Annotated in this window: 21 protein-coding genes, 1 tRNA gene and 1 pseudogene; 10 read left to right on the top strand and 13 right to left on the bottom strand. The window is 71.7% G+C overall.

Features of this window, described 5'->3' with window-relative positions:
- The first annotated feature begins 107 nt into the window (after positions 1 to 107).
- The 3 genes from AQJ91_RS44465 to AQJ91_RS44455 are packed head-to-tail and all read left to right on the top strand — an operon-like array spanning position 108 to position 3,166.
- Complete coding sequence (locus AQJ91_RS44465) at positions 108 to 881, top strand: SDR family oxidoreductase (RefSeq protein ID WP_067034714.1); 774 nt, start codon at positions 108 to 110, stop codon at positions 879 to 881.
- Complete coding sequence (locus AQJ91_RS44460) at positions 878 to 2,548, top strand: class I adenylate-forming enzyme family protein (RefSeq protein WP_067034737.1); 1,671 nt, start codon at positions 878 to 880, stop codon at positions 2,546 to 2,548. The genes AQJ91_RS44465 and AQJ91_RS44460 overlap by 4 nt, the downstream gene beginning before the upstream one ends.
- A 24-nt stretch (positions 2,549 to 2,572) precedes the next feature.
- Complete coding sequence (locus tag AQJ91_RS44455) at positions 2,573 to 3,166, top strand: TetR/AcrR family transcriptional regulator (RefSeq protein WP_067034711.1); 594 nt, start codon at positions 2,573 to 2,575, stop codon at positions 3,164 to 3,166.
- A gap of 139 nt (positions 3,167 to 3,305) precedes the next feature.
- Here AQJ91_RS44455 and AQJ91_RS44450 read toward each other — a convergent pair whose 3' ends face one another.
- The 3 genes from AQJ91_RS44450 to AQJ91_RS44440 form a co-directional block, all read right to left on the bottom strand.
- Complete coding sequence (locus AQJ91_RS44450) at positions 3,306 to 4,556, bottom strand: acyl-CoA dehydrogenase family protein (RefSeq protein ID WP_067034709.1); 1,251 nt, start codon at positions 4,554 to 4,556, stop codon at positions 3,306 to 3,308.
- Between the two features lie 5 nt (positions 4,557 to 4,561).
- Complete coding sequence (locus AQJ91_RS44445) at positions 4,562 to 5,596, bottom strand: phosphotransferase family protein (protein WP_067034734.1); 1,035 nt, start codon at positions 5,594 to 5,596, stop codon at positions 4,562 to 4,564.
- A gap of 186 nt (positions 5,597 to 5,782) precedes the next feature.
- A complete protein-coding gene (locus AQJ91_RS44440) occupies positions 5,783 to 6,079 on the bottom strand; it encodes a hypothetical protein (protein WP_067034706.1) in 297 nt (98 codons plus the stop codon).
- A gap of 113 nt (positions 6,080 to 6,192) precedes the next feature.
- Here AQJ91_RS44440 and AQJ91_RS44435 point away from each other — a divergent pair, with 113 nt between their 5' ends.
- Positions 6,193 to 7,158, top strand: coding sequence for an NADP-dependent oxidoreductase (locus AQJ91_RS44435; protein WP_067034705.1), 966 nt, complete (start codon positions 6,193 to 6,195; stop codon positions 7,156 to 7,158).
- 97 nt (positions 7,159 to 7,255) lie between these two features.
- Here the strand turns inward: AQJ91_RS44435 and AQJ91_RS44430 are convergent, their stop codons facing one another.
- The 4 genes from AQJ91_RS44430 to AQJ91_RS44415 form a co-directional block, all read right to left on the bottom strand.
- On the bottom strand, positions 7,256 to 7,585 hold the full coding sequence (locus tag AQJ91_RS44430; RefSeq protein ID WP_067034704.1) for a DUF202 domain-containing protein: 330 nt from the start codon (positions 7,583 to 7,585) through the stop codon (positions 7,256 to 7,258).
- Entirely contained in the window at positions 7,582 to 7,974 is a 393-nt protein-coding gene (locus tag AQJ91_RS44425; RefSeq protein WP_067034702.1) for a YidH family protein, read from the bottom strand. Before AQJ91_RS44425 ends, AQJ91_RS44430 begins: the two co-directional genes overlap by 4 nt.
- Positions 7,975 to 8,440: 466 nt before the next feature.
- Positions 8,441 to 8,956, bottom strand: coding sequence for an NUDIX hydrolase (locus tag AQJ91_RS44420; RefSeq protein ID WP_067034699.1), 516 nt, complete (start codon positions 8,954 to 8,956; stop codon positions 8,441 to 8,443).
- Between the two features lie 280 nt (positions 8,957 to 9,236).
- On the bottom strand, positions 9,237 to 10,151 hold the full coding sequence (locus AQJ91_RS44415) for a DMT family transporter (RefSeq protein ID WP_199848190.1): 915 nt from the start codon (positions 10,149 to 10,151) through the stop codon (positions 9,237 to 9,239).
- A gap of 354 nt (positions 10,152 to 10,505) precedes the next feature.
- Between AQJ91_RS44415 and AQJ91_RS44410 the strand changes: the two genes are divergently transcribed.
- The 4 genes from AQJ91_RS44410 to AQJ91_RS44395 all read left to right on the top strand — a co-directional run bounded on the left by AQJ91_RS44410 (position 10,506) and on the right by AQJ91_RS44395 (position 14,467).
- Positions 10,506 to 11,456 carry a hypothetical protein gene (locus AQJ91_RS44410; RefSeq protein WP_067034696.1) on the top strand — a complete coding sequence of 317 codons (951 nt, stop codon included), beginning with the start codon at positions 10,506 to 10,508 and terminating at the stop codon, positions 11,454 to 11,456.
- A gap of 36 nt (positions 11,457 to 11,492) precedes the next feature.
- The gene (locus tag AQJ91_RS44405; protein WP_067034693.1) at positions 11,493 to 13,046 is read left to right on the top strand and encodes an APC family permease; all 1,554 of its coding nucleotides are present in this window, start codon (positions 11,493 to 11,495) and stop codon (positions 13,044 to 13,046) included.
- A gap of 85 nt (positions 13,047 to 13,131) precedes the next feature.
- Positions 13,132 to 13,857, top strand: a complete 726-nt coding sequence (locus tag AQJ91_RS44400; RefSeq protein WP_067034691.1) for a molybdopterin-dependent oxidoreductase — start codon at positions 13,132 to 13,134, stop codon at positions 13,855 to 13,857.
- Positions 13,841 to 14,467, top strand: a complete 627-nt coding sequence (locus AQJ91_RS44395; RefSeq protein ID WP_067034689.1) for a cytochrome b/b6 domain-containing protein — start codon at positions 13,841 to 13,843, stop codon at positions 14,465 to 14,467. The genes AQJ91_RS44400 and AQJ91_RS44395 overlap by 17 nt, the downstream gene beginning before the upstream one ends.
- A 793-nt stretch (positions 14,468 to 15,260) precedes the next feature.
- Here the strand turns inward: AQJ91_RS44395 and AQJ91_RS44390 are convergent.
- Both AQJ91_RS44390 and AQJ91_RS44385 read right to left on the bottom strand, forming a co-directional pair.
- A pseudogene (locus AQJ91_RS44390) lies at positions 15,261 to 15,689 on the bottom strand (zinc-binding dehydrogenase); the annotation flags it as partial.
- 226 nt (positions 15,690 to 15,915) lie between these two features.
- Positions 15,916 to 16,506, bottom strand: a complete 591-nt coding sequence (locus AQJ91_RS44385; protein ID WP_067034687.1) for a gluconokinase — start codon at positions 16,504 to 16,506, stop codon at positions 15,916 to 15,918.
- A 150-nt stretch (positions 16,507 to 16,656) separates the two neighbouring features.
- Here AQJ91_RS44385 and AQJ91_RS44380 point away from each other — a divergent pair, with 150 nt between their 5' ends.
- On the top strand, positions 16,657 to 17,358 hold the full coding sequence (locus AQJ91_RS44380; protein ID WP_067034684.1) for a FadR/GntR family transcriptional regulator: 702 nt from the start codon (positions 16,657 to 16,659) through the stop codon (positions 17,356 to 17,358).
- Positions 17,359 to 17,365: 7 nt separating this feature from the next.
- Here the strand turns inward: AQJ91_RS44380 and AQJ91_RS44375 are convergent, their stop codons facing one another.
- From AQJ91_RS44375 to AQJ91_RS44360, 4 genes are all read right to left on the bottom strand, one after another.
- On the bottom strand, positions 17,366 to 17,785 hold the full coding sequence (locus tag AQJ91_RS44375) for a YchJ family protein (protein ID WP_067034680.1): 420 nt from the start codon (positions 17,783 to 17,785) through the stop codon (positions 17,366 to 17,368).
- 4 nt (positions 17,786 to 17,789) lie between these two features.
- Entirely contained in the window at positions 17,790 to 19,133 is a 1,344-nt protein-coding gene (locus tag AQJ91_RS44370; protein WP_067034677.1) for a M1 family metallopeptidase, read from the bottom strand.
- A 74-nt stretch (positions 19,134 to 19,207) separates the two neighbouring features.
- Entirely contained in the window at positions 19,208 to 23,062 is a 3,855-nt protein-coding gene (locus AQJ91_RS44365; protein ID WP_067034674.1) for a Pls/PosA family non-ribosomal peptide synthetase, read from the bottom strand.
- A 271-nt stretch (positions 23,063 to 23,333) separates the two neighbouring features.
- Positions 23,334 to 23,418, bottom strand: a tRNA-Leu gene (locus AQJ91_RS44360).
- 190 nt (positions 23,419 to 23,608) lie between these two features.
- Between AQJ91_RS44360 and AQJ91_RS44355 the strand changes: the two genes are divergently transcribed.
- Entirely contained in the window at positions 23,609 to 24,934 is a 1,326-nt protein-coding gene (locus tag AQJ91_RS44355) for a M20/M25/M40 family metallo-hydrolase (RefSeq protein ID WP_067034672.1), read from the top strand.
- Positions 24,935 to 25,054: the final 120 nt, after the last annotated feature.

The raw sequence follows: 25,054 nt of genomic DNA, 5'->3' as shown, positions 1-25,054 counted from the left end.
AGATTGATACAGCCCCGCGCCCCTTGGGGCGCCATCTCATCCCTTTCCTGTTACATACCGACCGGTTAGTCTGGGCCTCGCAGGTGAGCCGCAGTCGAAGGAGACCGATGGTGGAAGCCGTTCAAGGTGCCGGTGTGGTCGTCACGGGGGCCGGGGGTGGCATCGGTGCCGCTCTGGCTCGTCGCTTTGCCGCCGAAGGGGCCCGGGTCGTCGTCAACGACCTGGACGCCCAGAGGGCCGAGGCCGTTGCCGGGGAGATCGGTGGGATCGCGATTCCCGGTGACGCCTCCGCCATCGTCGGCGACGCCCGCGAGGCGCTCGGCGGCACCGTCGACGTCTTCTGCGCCAACGCCGGCGTCGCCTTCGGCGGCCCGGACCCCGTCGAGCTGGCTGACCCCAAGGCCTGGGAGCTGTCCTGGGACGTCAATGTCATGGCACACGTGCGTGCCGCCCATGAACTGCTTCCCGGCTGGCTGGAGCGGGGCAGCGGCCGGTTCGTGTCCACCGTGTCCGCCGCCGGGCTGCTGACCATGATCGGCGCGGCGCCCTACAGCGTCACCAAGCACGGTGCGTACGCCTTCGCCGAGTGGTTGTCGCTGACGTACCGCCACCGCGGTGTCAAGGTGCACGCCATCTGTCCGCAGGGTGTCCGCACCGACATGCTGGCCAACACCGGCAGTGCCGGCGACCTGGTGCTCCAGCCGACCGCGATCGAGCCGGACGACGTCGCGGAGGCTCTGTTCAAGGGCATCGAGGAGGATCGGTTCCTGATCCTGCCGCACCCCGAGGTCGCCGAGTACTACCGGGTGCGGGCCGCCGAACCCGACCGCTGGCTCAGCAACATGAACCACATCCAGCAGAAGTGGGAGGCGAGCCGGTGACCGACTCCCGGTACGCGGCCAAGCCCTGGGTGGCGCTCCTCAGTGACGCGCAGCGGGCTCCGATCGACCCCGTAGACTCCCTGGTGCACGCCCTGCGCCGGGCCGTCGCCGAGACTCCGGACCGCACCTTCCTCGCCTACTTCGACGGGCGGCTCACCTACCGCGAGGTGGACGAGCTCAGCGACTCCGTCGCCGGGCATCTGGCCGCCCGCGGCCTGGAGCGCGGCGACCGGGTGGCCATCCTGCTGCAGAACTCCCCGCACTTCGTGCTCGCCCTTCTGGGGGCCTGGAAGGCGGGGGCGACGGTCGTGCCCGTCAACCCCATGTACAAGGCCGGCGAGGTCACCCACGTCCTGCGGGACGGCGAGGTGGCCGCGCTGATCTGCGCCGACCGGGCCTGGGAGTCGTATCTGCGCGAGACGGCCGCCGACTCGCGCGTGCGGATCGTGCTCACCGGGTGTGAGTTGGATTTCCAGACTCGTAACGACGCGCGCGTGCTCACCTTCGAGCGGCTGCCGCAGGCCGCCGACGCCGATGACCTCACGGCCGTGGCCCGCGCCGGTCACAAGGCGCCCGAGGGGCGGGATCCGGGCCCGTCCGACATCGCCCTGATCAGCTACACCTCGGGCACCAGTGGCGCCCCCAAGGGTGCCACCAACACGCACGGCAACATCATGTACAACGCCGAGCGGCAGCGGACCGGCCTGGGGCTGCCCGAGGCGCCCGTCTACTTCGCGCTGGCGCCGCTGTTCCACATCACCGGGATGGTGTGCCAGCTCGGCGCCTGTCTCGACAGCGCGGGCACACTGGTGCTGGCGTACCGGTTCGAGGCGGGTGTCGTCCTCGACGCGTTCGCCGAGCACGGCCCGCACTACACCGTCGGCCCGTCGACCGCCTTCATGGCGCTGGCCGCCCACCCGGCCGTCACCCGCGACCACTTCGCCTCCTTCCGGATGATCTCCTCCGGCGGCGCCCCGGTGCCGCCCGCCCTGGTGGAGAAGTTCCGGGCCGGCTTCGGGCCGTACATCCGCAACGGCTACGGACTGACCGAGTGCACCGCCCCCTGCGCCTCCGTCCCGCCCGGCCTGGAGGCGCCCGTGGACCCGGCCTCCGGGACGCTGGCCGTGGGGCTGCCCGGCCCCGACACGGTCGTACGGATCGTCGACGACCTGGGTGCGGAGGTGCCCTTCGGCGAGCAGGGCGAGATCGTCGTCCGCGGACCGCAGGTCGTCCCCGGCTACTGGCGCCGTCCCGACGCCACCGCCGAGACCTTCCCGGACGGCGAGCTGCGCACCGGCGACATCGGGTTCATGGACACCGAGGGCTGGCTGTACGTCGTCGACCGCAAGAAGGACATGATCAACGCGTCCGGTTTCAAGGTCTGGCCGCGCGAGGTCGAGGACGTGCTCTACACGCACCCGGCGGTGCGCGAGGCGGCCGTCGTCGGGGTGCCCGACGGGTACCGCGGGGAGACCGTCAAGGCGTACATCAGCCTCCGTCCGGGTGCCGAAGAGGACCCCGATGCGCTCGCCGCGTACTGCAGGGAGAGACTGGCCGCCTACAAATATCCGCGGCAGGTGGAGATCCTGCCCGACTTGCCGAAGACGGCGAGTGGGAAGATCCTCCGTCGGGAACTTCGTACGCACGCGCACGACAAGCAGAAGTGAAGCTGAAAGGCAGGTGGCGGCACAGTGCCCAGGACGACCGACGGAGACGGTGCGCCCGTCCCGCAGCGGCTGCTGGCCGCCGCCACCCGGCTCTTCGCCGAGCAGGGCTACGACCGCACCTCCGTGCAGGAGATCGTCGAGGCGGCGGGCGTCACCAAGGGGGCGCTGTACCACTACTTCGGCTCCAAGGACGACCTCCTGCACGAGGTGTACGCGCGCGTGCTGCGCGTCCAGCAGGAGCGCCTGGACGCCTTCGCGAACGCCGACGAGCCGATCGAGAAGCGGCTCAGAGGCGCCGCCGCCGACGTCGTCGTCACCACGATCGAGAACCTCGACGACGCGATGATCTTCTTCCGCTCCATGCACCACCTGAGCCCGGAGAAGAACAAACAGGTGCGCGCCGAGCGCCGCCGCTACCACGAGCGCTTCCGCGCGCTGATCGAGGAGGGCCAGGAGGCCGGCGTCTTCTCCAAGGCGACCCCGGCCGACCTGGTGGTCGACTACCACTTCGGCTCCGTGCACCACCTGTCCACCTGGTACCGCCCCGACGGCCCGCTCAGCCCTCAGGAGGTCGCCGACCATCTGGCGGACCTGCTGCTGCGGGCGCTGCGCCCGTAGTCGGTCGGTCCCGGGCGGCGGAGAAGCCCGCGCGGGCCCAGTGCCGCCTCGCGGTGACCAACGAAAGCTCGGCAGCGGCACCTCGGGGAACGGGGCCGGTGCGGGCGTGGGGGACGCCCGCACCGGCCCCGCACGCTGCCTACAGGTACTTCTTCAACTCCCGCCGCGCCAGCGACCGCTGGTGCACCTCGTCCGGCCCGTCGGCGATCATCAGCGTCCGCGCTCCGGCGTACAGCTCGGCCAGCGGGAAGTCCTGGCTGACACCGCCCGCGCCGTGCAGCTGGATCGCGCGGTCGATGATGCCGACGACGGTGCGGGGCGTGGCGATCTTGATGGCCTGGATCTCCGTGTGAGCGCCCCTGTTGCCGACGGTGTCCATCATCCAGGCCGTCTTCAGGACCAGCAGCCGCAGCTGCTCGACGGCCACGCGCGCGTCGGCGATCCAGTTGTGGACCACGCCCTGCTGGGCCAGCGCCTTGCCGAAGGCGTCGCGGGAGACCGCCCGCCGGCACATCAGCTCGATCGCCCGCTCGGCCATGCCGATCAGCCGCATGCAGTGGTGGATCCGGCCCGGACCGAGGCGGGCCTGGGCGATGGCGAAGCCGTCGCCCTCCTCGCCGATCAGGTTCGACGCCGGTACGCGCGCGTGGTCGAAGATCACCTCGGCGTGGCCGCCGTGGTAGTGGTCCTCGTAGCCGAAGACCTGCATCGCGCGCTTGACCGTCACGCCCGGGGTGTCGCGGGGGACCAGGATCATCGACTGCTGACGGCGGATGTCCGGGCCGTCCGGGTCCGTCTTGCCCATCACGATGAAGATCCCGCAGTCCGGGTTCATCGCCCCGGAGATGTACCACTTGCGGCCGGTGATGACGTACTCTCCCCCACTCTCGGCTCCGCTCGAGCGGGAGGTGCCCCCCTCGTCCCGCTCGATGAGGGTGGTGATGTTGGTGGCGTCGGACGAGGCCACCTCGGGCTCCGTCATGGCGAACGCCGAGCGGATCTCGCCCGCGAGCAAGGGCTCCAGCCACTGCTTCTTCTGCTGCTCGTCGCCGAACTGGGACAGCACCTCCATGTTGCCGGTGTCCGGTGCCGCGCAGTTCAGCGCCGTGGGCGCCAGCTGCGGGGAGCGGCCGGTGATCTCGGCGAGCGGCGCGTACTGGAGGTTGGTGAGTCCGGCGCCGTACTCGGAGTCCGGGAGGAAGAGGTTCCACAGGCCCTGCCTGCGCGCCTCCGCCTTGAGCTCCTCGACGACGGCCGGTGTGTCCCACGGGGAGGCCAGCTGGGCGCGTTGCTCCTCCGCCACGGCTTCGGCCGGACAGACGTACTCGTCCATGAAGGCGAGCAGCTTGGCGCGCAGTTCCTCGGTGTGTGCGTCGAACGCGAAGTCCATGCCGGTCAGCCTTCCTGGAGTCCTGCTTTGAGAGTGGTCAGGCCGTGCTCGATGAAGACGGGGACCAGGTCGCCGATGCGGTCGAAGCCGCGGCCGACCGTCTGGCCCAGCGTGTAGCGGTAGTGGATGCCCTCCAGGATCACGGCGAGCTTGAACCAGGCGAACGCCGTGTACCAGGAGACCGCGGAGACGTCCCGCCCCGAGCGTGCGGCGTACCGCTCGACCAGGTCGGCCGGATCAGGGTGTCCCGGGGCCTCGGCGGTCGTGGAGACGGGGGAGTCGGGCATGTCCAGCGGCATGCTGTACATCACCAGCAGACCCAGGTCGGTGAGCGGATCGCCGAGCGTCGACATCTCCCAGTCGAGGATCGCCTTGATCCGGTCATCGTCCCCGATCAGGACGTTGTCGAGGCGGTAGTCACCGTGCACGACGGCGGGCGCGGGAGACTGGGGCAGCTGTCGACCCAGCGCCGCGTGCAGCTCGTCGACGCCGTCCAGCTCGCGGTTGCGGGAGGCGTCCAACTGCTTGCCCCAGCGGCGCAGTTGGCGGTCCAGGAAGCCCTCGGGGCGGCCGAAGTCCGCGAGGCCCACCTCGGCGGGGTCCACCGCGTGCAGGTCGACGAGGGTGTCCACCAGCGACAGGACCGCGCCCCGGGTGCGCTCGGCGCCGAGCGGGGCGAGCTGGTCGGCCGTGCGGTACGGGATGCCCTCGACGAACTCCATGACGTAGAACGGCGACCCGAGCACCTCCTCGTTCTCGCACAGCAGCACCGGCCGCGGCACCGGCACGTCCGTCGGGTGCAGCGCGCTGATCACCCGGTGCTCGCGCTTCATGTCGTGCGCGGTGGCCAGGACATGGCCGAGCGGGGGACGCCGTACGACCCACTTCGAGGCGCCGTCGGAGACCGCGTAGGTGAGGTTCGACCGTCCACCCTCGATCAGCCGGCCGGTGAGGGGGCCGTGGACGAGGCCGGGCCGCTCGCGGTCGAGCAGTCCGCGCAGCCGGTCGAGATCGAGGCCGGGCGGATGGTCGGGGCTCATCATCGCTCCTACGGGCAGGTGAACGGGACTCGACTTATGATGCCGACCAGTCGGTATGCCGTCCAGTGTGCGGGGTGAACGTGATCTGAGCCACGATAGGCCGACAGCTCCCCGCGCCGGGCGGCGGGGAGCTGTCGGGGGTGACTCTCGGCCAGGGATGGCCGGTGCCGTACGGGCGGACCGGCGTCAGTGGTCGTCCCAGTGGCCTTCGTGCGCGGCGTGGCGGTGACCGTCGTGCAGGTAGTCGACGTGGTCGCCGTGCAGCACGCTCTGGTGCCCGCAGTCGGCGCCGTGCCGGTGCTCGTGGCCCTCGTGGGCGACGTGGTCGTCCTGCTCGCACTCGTCCCAGTGGCCGCCGTGCTCGCGGTGCAGATGCCCGTCGTGCGCGTAGTCGACGTGGTCCTCGTGCGGCACCTCGATGTGCCCGCAGTCCGGGCCGTGCGCGTGCCTGTGGGCGGGGTGTTCCACGTGGAGGGTGGTCATGGTGCTCACCTTCGGAGGTGCGGGTGAATGACGTCGGACAGGGTGCCACGCGAACGGCGCATATCCGGTCATTCGGCTTGCGTGGCGTCCGGGTACCCCGGAGGGTCGGAGCCATGAAGGGCATCAGCTACTCAAGCTACGGCGGTCCCGAGGTGCTCGCATACGGGGAGGTGCGCGACCCGAAGGTCGGCCCCGACTCGGTGCTGGTGAAGGTGCGGGCGGCGGCCGTGAACCCCGTCGACTGGAAGTGCCGCGAGGGGTATCTGGACGGGATCCTCGAGCCGGTGTTCCCGGTGGTCCCGGGCTGGGACGTCTCCGGGGTCGTGATCCGGCCGGGGGTGTCCGTCACGGAGTTCGGCGTCGGTGACGAGGTCATCGGGTACGTCCGCGAGGACCTCCTCTCTCGCGGCACCTTCGCCGAGTACGTCGCCGCTCCCCTGCGCACCCTCGCCCGCAAGCCGCGCAACCTGTCCTTCGAGGAGGCGGCCGGGCTGCCGCTGGTGGGACTGACCGCCTACCAGGTGCTCGTCAAGGTCCTCCAGATCAGACGCGGCGAGACCGTCCTCGTCCACGCGGCGGCAGGCGGGGTCGGGTCCATCGCCGTCCAGCTCGCCCGTCACCTCGGCGCCCGGGTCATCGGTACGGCGAGCCGGGCCAACCACGACTTCGTGCGCGGCCTGGGCGGTGAGCCCGTCGAATACGGCGAGGGTCTGGGCGAACGGGTGCGCGGGCTGGCGCCCGAAGGCGTGGACGCGGCGTTCGACACCGTCGGCGGCGAGTCGCTCAGGGTCTCGGCGAACCTGCTGGCGCCGGAGGGCCGGCTGGTGTCGATCGCCGACGCGGACGTCTTCGACTACGGCGGGCGGTACTACTTCGTGCGGCCCGACGCGGAGGATCTGCTGCGGGTGTCCGAGCTCGCGGAGCAGGGCGCGGTGTCCGTGCACGTGTCGGAGACGTTCCCGCTGGAGCGGGCGGCGGACGCGCACCGGCTGAGTGAGCAGGGGCGGACGCGGGGGAAGATCGTGGTGACGGTGGACTGGGAGACGGAGGGCGGGGGCGGGGGCGGCCAGGGGCGTTGACGTGCCGGCCGACCCCGAAGGCAACCGGCGGTGTACCGCAGGACGTCGCCGTGGCCGACCGACCGACCGACCGACCGACCGACCGCACCGCACCGCACTAGAACACGAGCGCCGCCGCGCACACCGCCAGGGCCACGATGCTCAGGACCGTCGCCGTGGCGTGCCGGGGCGCGAGTGCCGGGGGCTCGGGGGACGCGGCGAGGGTACGGATGCGGTGGTGGGCGATGCGGAGGAAGCCCAGCCACACGGCGATGCACAGGGCGCAGGCGATGATGCCGGCCGGTTCGGCGCCGCCGTTCAGCGTGGTCTTCACGGCGAGTACGGCGGCCACGGTGCTCGACAGTGTCGTACGCCGCCAGGCGAGCCGCGTCCGCTCGGGCTGCAGCCCCGGATCCCGGGCCGGTACCGGGGCGGTCTCGGCGCTCACCCCTCCCACCCGACGAGCACGACGACCACCATGGCGAGGGCCACGACCGCGACCACGACGCTCAGCAGCGCCGGGAACCGGGACACCGGCAGATCCTCGCCGCGGCGCATCGCCCGCTCGCAGCGCACCCAGTGATTGACGGCCCGCAGGGAGCACAGCACACCGGCCGCGAGCAGCGCGAGCGCCAGCCCGACGCGCCAGCCCCAGCGCAGGTCCGGCAGGAACTGGTCCACGGCGAAGCCGCCGCCGATCAGGGCGAGGGCGGTGCGCAGCCAGGCGAGAAAGGTGCGCTCGTTGGCCAGTGAGAACCGGTAGTCGGGGGTACTGCCGTCTTTCCGGACCTGCTCGGGCACGAACCACAGCCGGACGTTCCGTACGAATCCGATCACGCGTACGACCCTATCCGGCAGGCGATCCGGGGGCGCTGCCAGTGCCGCCCGCTACCTTCGGGGCGTGGATGTTCCCACGTCACTGGCCGCGTATGCGATGCCCGGACACGGCCTCGCCCCGGCCGAGCACCAGCTCGACCTGCCCGGGTTCTGGCCGGTGTACCGGATACCGCTGTGGGACGGGCAGATCCTGTGGGTGGTCCACCGGAACTTCCCGGACGACGCGGCGACGGACTACCTGCTGACCCACCCCGACCGCCCCCGGGAGACCCACCTCGCCTCGATCGACGGACACCACACCGGGCCGGGGCTGTCCTGGCCCGACCTGCTCGCCGCCGCAGCGGCCCCCGAGGCGGCCGAGCGCCTGCTGGGCAACCCTTCCGGGCGAGCCCCTTCTGGGATGCGCAGGGCGCCAGTCCGCTCAGTGGTGGCAGCGGCGACCCCGGCCCGGTCCGGGCGTCCGTGTTCAGCCCGCCGTCCGATACGCCCTGAGCCGCTCCCAGGCCGCCAGCCCGTCCGGCACCCACGCCCACTGCGCCAGCCGCCGCTCCACCTCGCCCTCCGGCAGGAAGTCGTGCCACGCGACCTCCTCCACCTGCGGATTCACCGGCAGCTCGCAGCGCACCTCGTACACCGCCGACCACCAGGTCTGCCCGGCGCCGTCGTCGTACAGGAACTTGAAGAGGAACTCGGGGCGGGGCAGACCGGTGACACCCAGTTCCTCCGACGCCTCGCGCAGCGCCGCGTCGTCGTAGGACTCACCCGCGCCGACGACACCACCGACGAACATGTCATAGAGGGAGGGGAAGACCAGCTTGGTCGGGGTGCGGCGATGGACGAAGACGTGGCCCTCGGCGTCCCGGGCCTGGATGAAGACGCAGCGATGGCACAGGCCCTCGGCGTACGCCCGGCCGCGTGGGGACTGCCCGATGACCTGGTCGTTCTCGTCGACGATGTCGAGGATTTCGTCAGCAGCGCTCATGGGGCCATCCAAGCAGGGACGCGGGCGGTCCCGTCGGCGCGGCCGCGTCCCGAAGCAGGTCGCGGTGCACGGGCGCGAGGACCCGGGCAAGTTCAAGCACGGCGGCTGGCGAATCGGGGATCACCACACCGGAGACAGGCCCGAAAAGCGACCGCCGGCGCCGACCGCATCGGGACACGCGGGCCACCGAATAGTCCGCGGCCGGCTGCCGGCCGGTCAGGACCTCCATGAGGCCGCCCTCGGCGAACCGCCGGCCGCTCACCCGCGCCGGCGCGGGCCGTCAGCGTGACTGCAGGGCCGGCGTCCGCCGCGCCTCCGTCGTCCCGCACGGCATCGCCGGATGCAGGCCGAGCAGGATGATGCCGATCACGACCGCCGCGAGCCCGGCCGCCTCCCAGGCCAGTGCTCCGGGGTCGGTGCGCAGCCGGTCGCCGAGGAAGCCCACTCCGCAGGCGATGCCGGCCAGCGGCTGGGCCGCGGTCAGGGCGGGCAGGGACATGCGCAGGGACGCTGTTTCGAACGCGCTCTGTACCAGGATCAGACCGGTGACGCCGAGTACCAGCACGGCGTACGGCTGCCAGCCGGTCAGGACCTCCATGAGGCCGCCCTCGGCGAACCGCTGGCCGCTCACCCGCGTCAGCGCGTCCTGCACGCCGTAGAGAAGACCGGCGGCAAGCGCCAGCAGGACCGGGCCGGAGCTGAGGCGCGAGCGTTTCGCGTACGTCGTCAGCAGCAGGGCCAGGCCGAGCATGGCGCCGATGATCAGCCAGGGGCGGAGTGGGTCGGCGACCGGGGTGCCGCCGCGCGGCTCGCCCGCCACGATGAACGCCGTCACCCCGCCCGCGAGCAGCGCGAGGCCCGCCCAGCCCTGGCGGCCCAGAGGTTGTTTGGTCTGGCGGCGGGAGAGGGCCAGCGCGAAGAGCAGGTTCGTTGCGAGCAGCGGCTCCACCAGGGAGATCTCACCCTGGCCCAGTGCCATCGCGCCCAGCGCCATGCCGACCGCCATCAGCCCGATGCCGCCCAGCCAGCGCGGCACCTTCACCAGGTCGAGGAGGATCCGGGGCGAGAGGAAGTCGTTCAGCGGGGCCCGCTGGGCTGCGTTCTGCTGGAGTACGAAGCCGAAGCCCAGGCAGCAGGCAGCGCTCACGGCGAGTATCAGAACCTGAACCGACACGCTGCGTACCTCGATGATCATCGGCGGGCCACGGGGTGCGTGAGGGCCGACTCTAGCGTGTCCGGGCCCGGCGTGGCTGTCCCGTAATGGTCCGCTGCCCACGCCGGCTGCGCCATGGCGTACGCCACATAAGCCATATATTCCCTCGTGGGCGAAGGTCCCAGGAGCCACAACTGTCCCTTTCGTAACGGAAGTTGACGCGTGTAACGCATCTGCGGCCCTTGACGGAAAGCGTTGGCTGCGGGTTTGCTGTGCGTGATCAACTGATGGCAGCGCGAATGCAGCCCGAACACCCGCCCCCCTTGCCGCCCCCTTGCGACCCCCTTTCCGCCCCCGTACCGACGACGAACCGCGTCGCGTGAGGAAGTCTCCGCGGTGTCCCCACCTCCGCCACCCTTGGGCCGTGGCCGCAGACGCGCGGCCCACACTCTGGACGCAGCACTCGACGACGGCGAACTCGCCGCCGCCCGCACCGCGTTGGCCCAGGGACGGTGGCAGACCACCCGCTCGTTACTCGCCCGCACCGGCGACGAATGGGACCGGCGGGGGCATCGGGTCACCGTCCTCGCCCTGGAGCCGCACGCCGCCGCCTGGGCCCGGGACTGGCTGCTCGCCGAACCCGACTCCGGCGACGCCGCCGCCCTGCTCGCCCTCGCCCAGGTGCAGCGCGCCTTACGCGGCAAGGAGAAACCGGTCCGGGCCCGCGAGGCCTGTCACGCCGCAGCCGCCCTCGCGCCCGCCGACCCCACACCATGGCTCGGGCTGCTCATGCTGGAGCGTGCCCTGGGCGCCGAGGAGGAGGTCTTCCGGCTCTTCGGAGAGGTCCGCGGCCGCTACGCCGACCACCATCACGCCCACCACCTGATGGTCGCCCGGCTCGCCGAGCGTCACGCCGACGCCGGCCCGGACCCGCTGCACGAGGTGTACGACTTCGCCAACGGCGCCGCCGACCGCGCCCCCGCCGACTCCCCGCTCGCCATCCTGCCGGTCGTCGCGCACGCCGAGCGCTACCGCGTCCTCGCCGCCACCGGGCACGAACCCGCCGACCCCGCCGTCTCCGGACACTGGACCGGGCGCCGGGCCCGGCAGGTGATGAAGGCCGCCTTCGACTGGTGGCTGGAATGGGAGCACGAAGGACACCCGCGCCGCCTGGTCGACCTCAACTTCCTCGCCCACGCCAAGGTCTGCGAGGGCCGCGGAGCCGAGGCCGCCGCCCTGTTCCACCGCATCGGCGGACATGTCACGCCGGTGCCCTGGTCGTACCCGGACCGCGACCCCTACCCCGCCTTCCGTACCGCCCGCGCCGGAGCACTCGGCACGGCCTGAACGCCCCCCGGAAACCCTACGAAGGACGGTCTTGCGATGACGACGGGCAGTTCCAGCACGAGCAGAGTCACCGCCGACGGCGGCGGCATCAGTACGTTCAAGGGGCAGGAACGGGCTCTGCGCGCCGATCGCCTCGGCACCGGGGGGCTGCTGCTCTCCGTTCTCGCCGCGACCGCCCCCCTCATGGTCGTCGCGGGTGTCATGCCCACCACATTCGCGGTGATGGGCATCGTCGGACAGCCCCTCCTCTTCGTGGTCCTCGGCATCGTCCTCGCCCTGTTCAGCGTCGGCTACGCCGAGATGAGCCGGCACGTCCACAACGCCGGCGCCTTCTACGCGTACATCTCCCGCGGCCTCGGCGGCACCGCCGGCGCCGGTGCCGCCCTGGTCGCGCTCGTCGCCTACAACGCGCTCCAGGTCGGCATCTACGGCATCTTCGGCTTCGAGGTGTCCGGTCTGTTCGCCACCTATCTCGAGGTCGAGATCGCCTGGTGGGTTCCGGCGCTCGTGGCCGTGCTCGCCGTCGGGCTGCTCGGCTGGCTGAAGATCGACCTCAACGCGCGCGTGCTCGGCGTACTGCTGCTCATCGAGGTCGCCCTGGTGGTCATCTTCGACGTGGCCGCCGTGTCCGACCCCGGCCCTGAGGGCCTCTCGCTGCACGCCTTCAACCCGGACACCCTTTCCGGCGCGGGCATCGGCACCGCCCTGTGCTTCTGCGTCGCCGCCTTCCTCGGCTTCGAGCAGGCCCCCGTCTACGCCGAGGAGACCAGCCGCCCGCACGTCCTCGTACCCCGGGTGATGTTCCTGGCCATCGGCGGCATCGCCGTCTTCTACACGCTCACCTGCTGGGCGATCACCGTCGCCACCGGGCCCTCGGCCGTCATCGGCACCTCGCAGGAGCAGAGCGCCGGGCTGCTCTTCTTCCTCACCGGCGACCTGCTCGGCGGCACCTTCACGGACGTCCTGCACATCCTGTTCGTGACCGGCATGTTCGCGGCCATGCTCAGCTTCCACAACGTCGTCGCCCGCTACGCCTTCGCCATGGGCCGCGAGGGCCTGCTGCCCGCCGCCTTCGGCCGCACCAGCAGCGCCAGCGGCGCCCCCGGCACCGGCTCCCTGCTCCAGACCGGGATCTCCCTGCTGGTCGTCGCCGCGTTCGCGCTCACCGACGACAAGCCGGCCGGCGACCCGACCGCGCCCGTCCTGCACCTGTTCACCTGGATGGGCAACATCGGCGCCCTCGGCGTCACCCTGCTGATGGCCGTCGCCTCGGTCTCCGTCATCGCTTTCTTCGTCCGCCGCGGAGCCGCCGGCGCCCAGTTCTGGCGGCTGGCCGCCGCCGGGCTTGCCACCCTCGCCCTGCTGTTCATCATCGGCTACACGGTGAAGGACTTCGACGTCCTCGTCGGCGCGGGCCCCGGCTCGTCCCTCAGCTGGATCCTGCCCGGCATCATCGGACTCGCCCTGGTCGTAGGCCTGCTCCAGGGCCTGGTCCTGCGCTCCCGCGCCCCCCACGTGCACGCCCGCATCGGCCTCGGCAACGAGGCGTTCCAGCTGGAGAAGGCGGCGGCCGGACCGAAAACCCCATGAGAACCGCGTAAGAAGTGGTTACGGAACCCTGACGAGCACCCTCGACCCCTGGTCCCGCACGGGTCGAGGGTGCTCGAATGAACAGGTGAACGACGAATCGGCAGAGGAACGCGGCAAGCCCATCGGCCGCCGCGTCCTCCTCGGCACCCTCGGCCTGGGCGCCCTCGGCGTGGTCACCGCGCCCACCCTGCAGCGCGGCCTGGAGTCCTTCCTCGCGAGCGCCGCCGACACGGACCCCACCGGCCTGACCGAACTGCTGCCCAACGGCGGCGGCTTCCGCTACTACTCGGTCGCGTCGTCCGTACCCCACAAGAACGCCACCAGCTACCGCCTCAAGATCGACGGCCTGGTCGACCGCCCCCGGACCTACACCCTGGCGGACCTCCGCGCCCTGCCGCAGACCCGGATGGTCCGCGACGTCCAGTGCGTCACCGGCTGGCGGGTCCCCGACACCCCGTTCGAGGGGGTGCGCCTGTCCCGGCTCCTCGACGCCGCGGGAGTGCGCCAAGAGGCCGGGGCGGTGCGCTTCACCTGCTTCGACGGCACCTACACCGAGAGCCTCACCCTCGACCAGGCCCGCCGCTCCGACGTCCTGGTCGCCCTGCGCATGCAGGACAAGAACATCGGCCACAGCCACGGCGGCCCCGTCCGCCTCTATGTGGCGCCCATGTACTTCTACAAGTCCGCCAAGTGGCTCTCCGGCATCACCGTCACCGAGGACGTCCGCCCGGGCTACTGGGAGGAGCGCGGCTACGACGTCGACGCCTGGGTGGGCCGCTCGAACGGACGCGACGATGAGCCTACGAGCTGACACCCCCGCGCCCGCGACGACCGGGATCCGCCGCTTCAGCCGCGCCGAACGCTGGGTGCACCGCACGACGGCCGCGCTGATGGGCATCTGCGTGCTGACCGCCGCCTGCCTCTACGTCCCCCAGCTCGCCGAACTAGTCGGCCGCCGCGAACTGGTGGTCCGCGTCCACGAATGGGCCGGACTCGCCCTGCCCGTACCGGTACTGGCGGGCCTCGTCTCCCGCGCCTTCCGCTCCGACCTGCGCTTCCTCAACCGCTTCGGCCCGCACGACCGCCGCTGGCTGCGCGCCGCCCTGCACCGCGACAAGCGCCCCGCGTCCCGGCCGGCGGGCAAGTTCAACGCCGGGCAGAAGATCTACGCCGCCTGGATCGCCGGCGCGACGCTGGTCATGCTCGGCACCGGCCTGCTGATGTGGTTCACCCACCTCACACCTCTCCAGTGGCGCACCAGCGCCACCTTCGTCCACGACTGGCTGGCCCTGACGATCGGCATCGTCCTCGCCGGTCACATCGGGATGGCGCTGGGGGACCCGGAGGCACGGCGGGGCATGCGGACGGGGTCGGTGAGCCGGGAGTGGGCGGAACGGGAGCATCCGCTGTGGCGTCCCTGACCTGACTACGGGCACTCCTCGGATGCCTCAAGTCCCCTCATGACGGGCCTGTCCGGCCCGTCCGGGAAGCGGTGTCGCCCAGGCTCACGTGTTTCCAGCCATGGTCACAGGTCCTCTCATGCGTCCCATCTGACCCGCTGTCAGCTCCCTTCGCATCCCGGGGGAACCTCGCGGTGAGCCGGAAGCTGCCGCTGGGTGGGGGCGAGACGGCCCGCACCGCCTGTGCCCGTGGTCTGCTGCGTACGGGCGTGGTGGAGAAAACAGGCCGGACACTGTCGACGGCTGCGCTGGCGCAGCGGGTGGACTGGGCTGCCCGTCTGGTCTCCGGCATGCCCGCCGATCTGCTGGCCGTGCACTGGAATGCCGCCGATGTGGACGCGCTCGCCTCCGGCGTGGACGCTGAGGGACGGACACTGCCGTCGAACGCGTGGATGGCCCTACGCCGGCTGGGCTGGACCGTCGCCTCGGCCGAGGGTGGCTCTACCGGCTCTACCGGCTCTACCGGCTCTACCGGCTCTACCGGCTCTACCGGCCCCTGCGGGCCAGCGTCCGGAGGGTCACGCACCCACGGGCCGGAGACGGCTGCCCCGCGCAGCCCACCGGCACCAGGCGTGACAACGATCAGCACACCCACCAACCGGCACAAGCCACGAGGAGCGGCACGGGGCGCAGGATTCCACCTGCACGCCCATGCCACCCCTCCACGGTGGACAGAACCCACACCAGACACCATGTCTCACATGGGATCACTTAGCTGATCAGAGACGCTGCGGAGGCAGTGGCCAAAGGTTGCTCAAGAGGCGAAGTCCAGCAGCACCTTGCAGGCCCGGCTTCTCCGGTCCGCGGCCAGCGCGAAGGCCGACTCGGCCTGCCGCACCGGCACCACCGCACTCACCAGCCCGCCGAACAGCGCCTCGCCCGCCGGGAGTTCCAGCGCGTCGTCGAACTCCCCGTCGAACCGGAACGCCCCCCGCAGCTCGATCTCCCGGCTGACGACGAGGTTCCCGGCGAAGGGCGACTGCCCCGGCGGCAGCATCCCGAGCTGCACGACCACACCCCCGCGCCGTACCAGCCGCAGACAGGTGTCCAGCCCGGCGGCCACTCCCGACGCCTCGACCGCCACGTCCACCTCCGACGGCCACCCGGCGTCGTCCGGATCACCGGCCTGTACGGTGGTGTCGGCGCGGGTCCGTCGCCCTGCACGCCGTGCGGCGGGCCGGAGAGGTCGCAGGCTTGCAGGGCTCTGGGTGGGCCGGGGTAGCGTCAGCGTGATGGTTCAGGGCTTCCCCGTCGCCTCTGGCCGCATCCACAGGCCAGGTCGTGAGGGACTCCGCCCGCCCGCCCGGCTCGGACCACGGACGCGATCCGTGTCGCCGCCCGGGATGCGAAAGCGGACGACCAGTGCGCCCAAGACCGTTCGGGGCGCGCCAGTGGGCGAACTCACCCGCTCACTGCCCCGGAACGGTTCCCTTGCAGGTACGGGCAGAGAGCCCGGGGTCACCAAGTGGCCCCGGGGGGCTCTGTGGGGTCGGCTCGGGGAGGGCCGTCACGGCCCGATGGGTGATCTCCTCGGGGCTGCCCGCGACGTCCACGACGACGCCCGCCTCGTCCGGCTCCAGCGGCTGGAGCGCGGCGAACTGGGAGTCGAGCAGCGCCGTCGGCATGAAGTGCCCCTGCCGGTGCGCCATCCGGTCCTCGATGAGCGCGCGGTCGCCCGCGAGATGCACGAAGACCACGCCGGGCGCGGCGGCCCGCAGCCGGTCGCGGTACGACCGCTTCAGTGCCGAGCAGCTGACCACTCCGCCGAGCCCCGCCCGCCCGTGGGCCCAGCTGCCGATGGCGTCCAGCCAGGGCCACCGGTCCTCGTCGCCGAGCGGGGTGCCGGCCGACATCTTGGTGATGTTGGCCTGCGGGTGGAAGTCGTCGCCCTCGGCGTACGGAACGCCGAGCCGGGCCGCGAGCAGGGGACCGATGGTGGTCTTGCCGGTGCCCGCGACGCCCATGACCACGACGACATGGGGGGTGCGCAGCTGCTGCATCGTGCTCTCACTGTCTGCTGTCTCCGTCGACACAACGTGGCGCCGTGGGGCGCCGACGCAACTGAAACCGATTAGGTACGACTAATTCAAGCCCCTGTGGCAAATAAGTCAGACTTTTTGTTCCCGTGATGTGCCGCGTACGCTGAGTGCATGAGCACACCGGGTCGGGGGCTGCACGGCCATGTACTGGAATCCCTCGGTCCCGCGATCACCGCGGGCGAGTACCCGCCGGGCAGCGTCCTGCGCACGGACGAGCTGGCGCAGCGCTTCGATGTGTCACGCTCGGTGATGCGTGAGGCGGTCCGGGTCCTGGAGTCCATGCACCTGGTCGAGTCCCGCCGCCGGGTGGGCGTGACGGTCCGTCCCAAGTCCGAGTGGAACGTCTACGATCCGCAGGTCATCCGCTGGCGCCTGGCCGGCGCCGACCGCCCCCAGCAGCTGCGCTCGCTGACCGTGCTCCGCTCGGCGATCGAGCCGGTCGCGGCGGGCCTGGCCGCCAAGCACGCCACGGCCGACCAGTGCGCCGAACTCACCGAGTGCGCCCTGGGCATGGTGGCCAACTCCCGCGGCCACCAGCTCGAGGGGTACCTCGTGCACGACGTCACCTTCCACCGCGTGATCCTCAACGCCTCCGGCAACGAGATGTTCGCCCGCCTCGGTGACGTCGTCGCCGAGGTCCTCGCCGGCCGCACCCACCACGAGGTCATGTTCGAGGACCCCGACCCGGCCGCGGTCACCCTGCACGTCCAGGTCGCGGAGGCCGTGCGCGCGGGCGACGCGGTGCGCGCGGAGCACCTGACCCGCGAGATCACGGTCGGCGCCCTCCAGGAGCTGGACATCCTGGCGCCGTAGGGACCGGCTAGCTCAGGAAGTCCCCGTCCACGTACACCCACGCCCCGTCCACGCGCTCGAACCGGCTCCGCTCGTGCAGCGACCCGCCCCGGAACGACGCCCGGAAGGTCACGGTCCCCGTGGAGTGGAACGCGGACCCGTCGCTCGTACCGAGGATCTCAAGACCGGTCCACCGCATCCCCGGATCGAAGTCCACCCGCGCCGGCCGCGTCCGCGGATGCCAGGTCCGCAGCAGATACGCCTCGTCCCGCTGCACGAAGGCGCAGTAGCGGGACCGCATGAGCGCCTCGGCGGTCGGCGCGGCGGCGGCACCGATGGGGGTCCCCCCGGTCGAGCTTGTTCGAGACTGGGGGAGATAGCGGCCGCAGCACTTGGCGTACGCCTCGGGCAGCCCGCACGGGCAGGAACGCGTGGTCATGGCGCCCATTCTGCTAGACGGCCGCCCGCGTCTCCGGCATGGGCAGCGGCGGCAAGGCCGTTCCGTACACCCACGCCTCGAACAGGTCGTCCAGCGGCTCGGGCGCGAACCGGCCCACGTACGCGGTGAACGACGTGGTCGTCACCGCCCCGCCCCGGTGCAGCCCCGCCCAGCCACGCAGCATGCGGAAGAACGCGATGTCGCCCAGCGCGCACCGCACCGCGTGCAGGGTGAGGCCGCCGCGCTCGTAGAGCCGGTCGTCGAACATCGACTTGCGCCCGGGGTCGGCCAGCCGCAGATCCTGCGGCAGCGACGACAGCAACCGGTGTGCGGCGGCCGCCAGTTGCTGCGCGCTGCGCCCGCCCGACCGCTCCGACCACAGCCACTCCGCGTACTTCGCGAACCCCTCGTTCAGCCAGATGTGCCGCCAGTCCGCGATGGACACGCTGTTGCCGAACCACTGGTGCGCCAGCTCGTGCGCCACCAGCCGCTCCGAACCCCGCGCGCCGTCCACGTGGTTGGCGCCGAACAGCGACAACCCCTGAGCCTCGACGGGCACATCGAGCTCCTCCTCGGTGACGACGACCGCGTACTCGTCGAAGGGGTACGGGCCGAACAGCTCCTGGAAGAGGTCCATCATGGCGGGCTGACGTGCGAAGTCCCGTGAGAACCGGGGGAGCAGATCCGCCGGGATGTGCCCGTGCTGCGGTACGCCGCCCAGGCCCGGGTCGCCCAGCAGCACCGTCTGGTACTTGCCGATCGACAACCCGACCAGATAGCTGGACGTCGGCGCCGCCTGCTCGTACACCCAGGTGGTCGTCGAGGCCTTCGTCGTCCGGGTCAGCAGCCGCCCGCCCGCCACCACCGCGTACGACGACGGTGTGGTGACCGAGATCTGGTACGACGCCTTGTCCGCGGGCCGGTCGTTGCACGGGTACCAGGACGGCGCCCCGATCGGCTGGCTCGCCACCAGCGCCCCGTCCTCCAGCTCCTCCCAGCCCAGCCCGCCCCACGGGCTGTTCACCGGCTTGGGATTGCCCGACCAGTGCACCTCGACCGTGAAGGCGGCCCCGGCCCGGACCGGCTTCCCGGGGCGGATCCGCAGCCTGCCGCCGCGGTGCGTGTAGTGCGGCTGGCGGCCGTCCACCCGCACCCGCCCGATCTTGAAGTCGCCGAGGTTCAGCACGAACTCGGTGAGCGGGGAACGTCCCGCTATGGCGTTGATGCGGGCCGTCCCCGACAGGCGGTTCGGGCCCGGGCGGTAGTCCAGCGCGAGCTCGTAACGGTGCACCCGGTAGCGGGGGTCACCGTGGTCCGGGAAGTACGGGTCCGTGCCCGCCGCCTGCTGAACTGCCACTGCCGCGTCTGCTCCCTGCGCTGTGCTGCCACTCCGTGCCGGTGCCCCGCCCGCCGACGCCGGGTGACCGCCGCTCAGGGGCGCCATGACTCGATCGGGTTGCCGAGCCAACGGGTGTCGTCGGGGACGGACTCCGCGGCCATGACGAGCGATGCGGGACCCAGTGTCGTGCGGGCCCCGATCGTGCTGCCCGGCAGCACGATCCCGCCAGGACCCAGCGTCGCGCCCTCACGGAGGACCACAGTATCCGTCCGCAAGATCCGGTCGTGGAAGAGGTGCGTCTGGAGCACACAGCCCCGGTTCACGGTGGCGGCGTCCTCCAGGGTCACCAGATCCGTCTCCGGCAGCCAGTAGCTCTCCACCCACACGCCCTTGCCGATCCGCGCGCCCAGCCCCCGCAGCCACGCCGTCAGCACCGGCGTACCCGGCACCGCCCCGGCCAGCCACGGCACGGCCAGCACCTCCACAAAGGTGTCCGCCAGCTCGTTGCGCCACACGAACCCGCTCCACAGCGGATGCTCCCCGCCACGGTGCCGCCCCACAAGCGCCCACTTGGCGACGATCGAGACGGCACCGGCCACCGCCCCCGCCCCGAGCAGCACCAGCCCGGACAGCAGCGGGGCCCAGACGCCCAGCGCACACAGCGCCGCCACGGTCAGCACCGCCAGCCCCGCCGAGCCGAACACCGGCACGATCCGGCACAGCTCCACCAGCGCCCGCGCCCACAGCAGCTGGGCCGGCGGATCGTACGTCCGGCTCTGGTCACCGCCGGCCGCACTCCGCGGCAGCCTGACCGGCGGCAGCCCCAGATACGAGGTGCCCTTCTTGGCCTTCTTCGGCGTCGCGGACAGTACGCCGACCAGCCCGCCGTCCGGCACGGTCCGCCCCGGCGCGGTCATCCCGGAATTCCCGAGGAAGGCCCGCCGCCCGATCTCCGCCCGCCCGATCCGCATCCAGCCACCACCGAGCTCGTACGGCGCGGTCAGCGTGTCGTCGGCCAGGAACGCCCCCTCGCCGACCGTGGTCAGGCTGGGCAGCGCGAGGACGGTCGACACCTCGGCGCCCTTGCCGACGCGCATCCCGAGCAGCCGCAGCCACACCGGCGTGACCAGCCCGGCGTACAGCGGGAACAGCGTCTCCCGGGACCGGTCCATCAGCTGCGTGACCGTCCAGGCCTGCCACCCGACCCTGCTGTGCGTCGGATGCGTGCCCTCACGCAGACCGAGGCTCAGCAGCCGTACGGCGAGGAGGATCAGCAGCGCGTACGTCAGCCCGAAGACGAGCGTCGCCGGTACGAGCGCCGACGCGGCGCCCTGCACCACCGAGCCCGGGGTGATGAAGATCCACGCCACGAGGAGCGCGACCGCCCCCGCCACCACCGGCAGCGCGGTCAGCGCGAAGCCGCTCAGGCCGTACATCACACGCCAGTACGTGCCCCGGCGCGGCCGTTCCTTGGGCCAGTTGCGCTTGGCCTTGCCGAGCTTCACCGCGGGCGCGCCCGCCCACCGCTGACCGGTCGGGATCTGCCCGGTGACCGCCGAACCGGGCGCCACCTCGGCCCGCTTGCCGACGCGGGCGCCCGGGAAGAGCACACTACGCGTGCCGACGACGGCATGCGCGCCGACCTTGACCGCGCCGATCTCCAGCCGGTCGCCGTCCAGCCAGTACCCGGACAGGTCCACCTCGGACTCGACGGCCGCGCCCCGCCCCAGCTTGAGCAGGCCGGTGACCGGCGGCAGCGAGTGCAGATCGACGTCCGGCCCGACCTTGGCGCCCAGCGCCCGCGCGTACCGCTCCAGCCAGGCCCCGGTCAGCGAGGTCGCCCCGCTGAACTCGGCCAGCCGCTCCGCGGCCCACAGCCGCAGATGTACGCCCCCACCGCGCGCGTACCGACCGGGCTTCACCCCGCGCAGCAGCAGCCGCGCCCCGCCCGCACCGATCGCGAGCCGCCCGGGCGGACTGAACAGCACCAGAGCACCGGCCGCGACGAGCCACCAAGGCGCGGTCGGCAGCCAGGAGTACGTGGGCAGCAGGTTCCCGGCCGCGGCCAGCGCCACCGTCCAGCGCAGCCCGAGCAGCGTGAACAGCGGGACCAGCAGCACAAGTTGGATGACCTGGGCGCGCATCGGCACCGGAGCGATCGTGCGCCGGGCGCCGTCGCCCTGCGCGGACTCCTCCAGCCGACGGGCCAGCTTGCGCAGCACCGCATGCTGGTAGATGTCGAGGACGGCGGCGCTCGGGTAACGCGTGCGCAGCCGGGTCGTCAGCTGGGCGGCGGCGAGACTGCCACCCCCGATGGCGAAGAAGTCGTCCCGCGCACTCGACACGGGGATGCCGAGCACCTCGGTCCACTGCTCGGCGAGCCACGCCTCCGTGCCGTACAACTGCTCGGCCGGGCCACCCGTTTCGAGCCCCTCCAACGGCCACGGCAGCGCGTTCCGGTCCACCTTGCCCGAGGTGCGCGTCGGCAGTTCGCCGACCGGCGCGAGCAACGGCACCAGCGCCGCGGGCAGTTCGGCACGCAGCTTCTCGACGGCGGCCGTCTGGTCCCAGCCGTCCTGTGTGACGACGTACCCCACGAGGAGCTGGTTGCCGCCGCGGGCGGTCCGTACGGCGGCGGCGGCCCCCGCGACACCCGGCAGCGCCTGCAACGCGGCGTCGACTTCCCCCAGTTCGATGCGCCGCCCGCCCAGTTTGATCTGCTCGTCGGCCCGCCCGAGGAAGACCAGCCCCTCGGGCTCCGCCTTGACGAGGTCACCACTGCGGTACGCCCGCTCCCAGCCCAGCGACTCAAGAGGCGCGTACTTCTCCGCGTCCTTCTTGGCATCCAGATACCGCGCCAGCCCGACCCCGCCGATCACCAACTGACCGCTGCCGCCCATCGGCACGGGCTCCCCGGCCTCGTCGACGACGGCCAGTTCCCAGCCGTCCAGCGGCAGCCCGATCCGGATCGGCTCCGCACCGCTCATCAGCGACGCACAGGCCACGACGGTCGCCTCGGTCGGCCCGTACGTGTTCCAGACCTCGCGCCCCTCCGTCACCAGCCGCTGCGCCAGCTCGGGCGAACAGGCCTCACCGCCGAAGATCAGCAGCCGTACGTCGTTGAGGGCCTCCGGCTCCCAGAGCGCCGCCAGCGTCGGCACCGTCGACACCACGGTGATCTCCTGCTCGACCAGCCACGGCCCGAGATCCGCACCGCTCCTGACCTGCGACCGCGGCACCGGCACCAGACAGGCCCCGTACCGCCAGGCCAGCCACATCTCCTCGCAGGACGCGTCGAAGGCGACGGACAGCCCCGCCATGACCCGGTCCCCGGGCCCGATGGGCTCCTCGGCGAGGAACAGCGCCGACTCGGCGTCCACGAACGCGGCGGCGCTGCGATGACTGACGGCGACACCCTTGGGCTTCCCGGTGGAACCGGACGTGAAGATGATCCAGGCATCGTGCTCGGCACCGGGACGGGCGGCGGGGGCGTCGCCGCGGCCATGGACGGTGAGCTCGTGCCCGGCCCCGACGACGGCCCGTACGTCCGCCTCCCCGAACACCAACTCGGCCCGCTCGTCCGGATCCTCCGCGTCCACCGGCACATAGGCGGCACCCGCGGCGAGCACGGCGAGGATCGCCACGTAAAGATCATTGGTGCCGGACGGGACCCGCACCCCGACCCGGTCCCCGAGCCCGACCCCAGCCTCTGCGAGGTGCCGCCTGAGCCGCTCCACCTCGACGGCCAGCGCACGGTAGGTGAGCCGCGTCGTGCCGTCGTCCAGGGCGAGTTCGTCCGGATACGACCGGACGGACGCGTCGAAGACGTCGACGAGCGTGCGCGCGGAGGCCGCCGGTCCCCCGGAGAAACGTGCCCGGTCACCGAACCGCTCACGGATCTCTTCGTCGAGCAGACCGAGAGCACTGCTCTCGTGTATGGCTGCCATCGGGTCCTCGCGTCTCGATCCCGGAAGCCTCCGGGGCGCTGGCGGGCCCGCAGGTCTGCCTGGGGTTGTCCGGCTCCAGCTCCGTAACAAGCCGGAAATTTTAGTACGACGCTAGGTTCGGGCCCCCCGGATCGCCACTCGGAACGGCCGTCCGGGGCTGCGCGGGGGCGGCGGCAAGGGGGCTGACCTGGTGATCTTCGACCGGGCGAGACTTGCCCCACACAACGGGCGAGGGCCGCGACCTCACGGTCGCGGCCCTCGCCATGTCAAGTGTCCGAGGGGGGACTTGAACCCCCACGCCCGATAAAGGGCACTAGCACCTCAAGCTAGCGCGTCTGCCATTCCGCCACCCGGACAAGGTGTCTGTCGTGCGGGGGTTTCCCCCGGCGGCGACAGAGAAAACATTACCAGGCTTTCGAAGGTGGCCGATCACCCGCCGGTCCCGGCGTGAACGGCGTGTGACGGCCCGGAGCCCGTCTTGGGGCGGGACCGGCCGGGGGAGGAGGATGAGGGGAACCGGCAGCAGTGACAGCGGGAGGAAGCAGCGTGAGCGACACGGACACAGCCAGGAGCGTCACCGGCGAGGACGAGGTCGTGGACCTCTGCCGCGAGCTGATCCAGATCGACACCAGCAACTACGGCGACCACTCGGGACCGGGCGAGCGCAAGGCGGCCGAGTACGTCGCCGAGAAGCTCGCCGAGGTGGGGCTCGACCCGAAGATCATCGAGTCGCACAAGGGGCGCGCCTCCACGGTCGCCCGCATCGAGGGCGAGGACCCGTCCCGGCCCGCGCTGCTGATCCACGGCCACACCGACGTCGTGCCGGCCAACGCCGACGACTGGACCCACCACCCCTTCTCCGGCGAGATCGCCGACGGGTGCGTGTGGGGGCGCGGGGCCGTCGACATGAAGGACATGGACGCGATGACCCTGGCGGTCGTACGCGACCGGCTGCGCAGCGGCCGCAAGCCGCCGCGGGACATCGTGCTCGCGTTCCTCGCCGACGAGGAGGCCGGCGGGACCTACGGCGCCCGGCACCTCGTCGACAAGCACCCGGACCTCTTCGAGGGCGTCACCGAGGCGATCGGCGAGGTCGGCGGGTTCTCCTTCACCGTCAACGAGAACCTGCGGCTGTACCTGGTGGAGACCGCCCAGAAGGGCATGCACTGGATGCGGCTCACCGTGGACGGCACCGCGGGCCACGGCTCGATGACCAACAACGACAACGCCATCACCGAACTGTGCGAGGCCGTCGGACGGCTCGGCCGGCACACCTGGCCGGTGCGCGTGACCAAGACCGTGCGGTCCTTCCTCGACGAGCTCTCCGACGCGCTCGGCACCGACCTCGACCCCGAGAACATGGATGAGACCCTCGCCAAGCTCGGCGGCATCGCCAAGATGGTGGGCGCCACGCTCCGGAACTCGGCGGCGCCCACCATGCTCGGCGCCGGCTACAAGGTCAACGTCATCCCGGGCCAGGCCACCGCGCACGTCGACGGCCGCTTCCTGCCCGGTTACGAGGAGGAGTTCCTCGCCGACCTCGACCGCATCCTCGGCCCGCGCGTGCGGCGTGAGGACGTGCACGCGGACAAGGCGCTGGAGACCGACTTCGACGGCAAGCTCGTCGACGCCATGCAGCTGGCGCTCGGCGCCGAGGACCCGATCGCCCGGGCCGTGCCCTACATGCTGTCCGGCGGCACCGACGCCAAGTCCTTCGACGACCTCGGCATCCGCTGCTTCGGCTTCGCGCCGCTGCAGCTGCCGCCGGAGCTGGACTTCGCCGGCATGTTCCACGGCGTCGACGAGCGGGTGCCCGTGGCGGGGCTGAAGTTCGGCGTGCGGGTGCTCGACCGGTTCCTCGACGCGTCCTGAATTCGCCCGCGCGTGCGGAATTGACTGAGAAGAGTGAATGCACTCATAAGTTCGTAGCTCCATTACCCGCTCCTCGTTACAGGTGATGCGATCCGCTACTTGGGATCGCATTGCCAACAA

The sequence above is a fragment of the Streptomyces dysideae genome (assembly GCF_001514305.1).
Taxonomy (GTDB): Bacteria; Actinomycetota; Actinomycetes; order Streptomycetales; family Streptomycetaceae; genus Streptomyces; species Streptomyces dysideae.
This window is presented reverse-complemented; position numbering and strand designations above follow the sequence as displayed.

Bases quoted from the DNA above. Each gene is read 5' to 3' on its own strand.
- AQJ91_RS44375 (WP_067034680.1), bottom strand. From the start codon at position 17,785: ATGGGCGCCATGACCACGCGTTCCTGCCCGTGCGGGCTGCCCGAGGCG.
- AQJ91_RS44405 (WP_067034693.1), top strand. From the start codon at position 11,493: ATGACGACGGGCAGTTCCAGCACGAGCAGAGTCACCGCCGACGGCGGC.
- AQJ91_RS44465 (WP_067034714.1), top strand. From the start codon at position 108: ATGGTGGAAGCCGTTCAAGGTGCCGGTGTGGTCGTCACGGGGGCCGGG.
- AQJ91_RS44395 (WP_067034689.1), top strand. From the start codon at position 13,841: ATGAGCCTACGAGCTGACACCCCCGCGCCCGCGACGACCGGGATCCGC.
- AQJ91_RS44365 (WP_067034674.1), bottom strand. From the start codon at position 23,062: ATGGCAGCCATACACGAGAGCAGTGCTCTCGGTCTGCTCGACGAAGAG.
- AQJ91_RS44385 (WP_067034687.1), bottom strand. From the start codon at position 16,506: ATGCAGCAGCTGCGCACCCCCCATGTCGTCGTGGTCATGGGCGTCGCG.
- AQJ91_RS44415 (WP_199848190.1), bottom strand. From the start codon at position 10,151: ATGATCATCGAGGTACGCAGCGTGTCGGTTCAGGTTCTGATACTCGCC.
- AQJ91_RS44380 (WP_067034684.1), top strand. From the start codon at position 16,657: ATGAGCACACCGGGTCGGGGGCTGCACGGCCATGTACTGGAATCCCTC.
- AQJ91_RS44450 (WP_067034709.1), bottom strand. From the start codon at position 4,556: ATGGACTTCGCGTTCGACGCACACACCGAGGAACTGCGCGCCAAGCTG.
- AQJ91_RS44445 (WP_067034734.1), bottom strand. From the start codon at position 5,596: ATGAGCCCCGACCATCCGCCCGGCCTCGATCTCGACCGGCTGCGCGGA.
- AQJ91_RS44435 (WP_067034705.1), top strand. From the start codon at position 6,193: ATGAAGGGCATCAGCTACTCAAGCTACGGCGGTCCCGAGGTGCTCGCA.
- AQJ91_RS44420 (WP_067034699.1), bottom strand. From the start codon at position 8,956: ATGAGCGCTGCTGACGAAATCCTCGACATCGTCGACGAGAACGACCAG.
- AQJ91_RS44440 (WP_067034706.1), bottom strand. From the start codon at position 6,079: ATGACCACCCTCCACGTGGAACACCCCGCCCACAGGCACGCGCACGGC.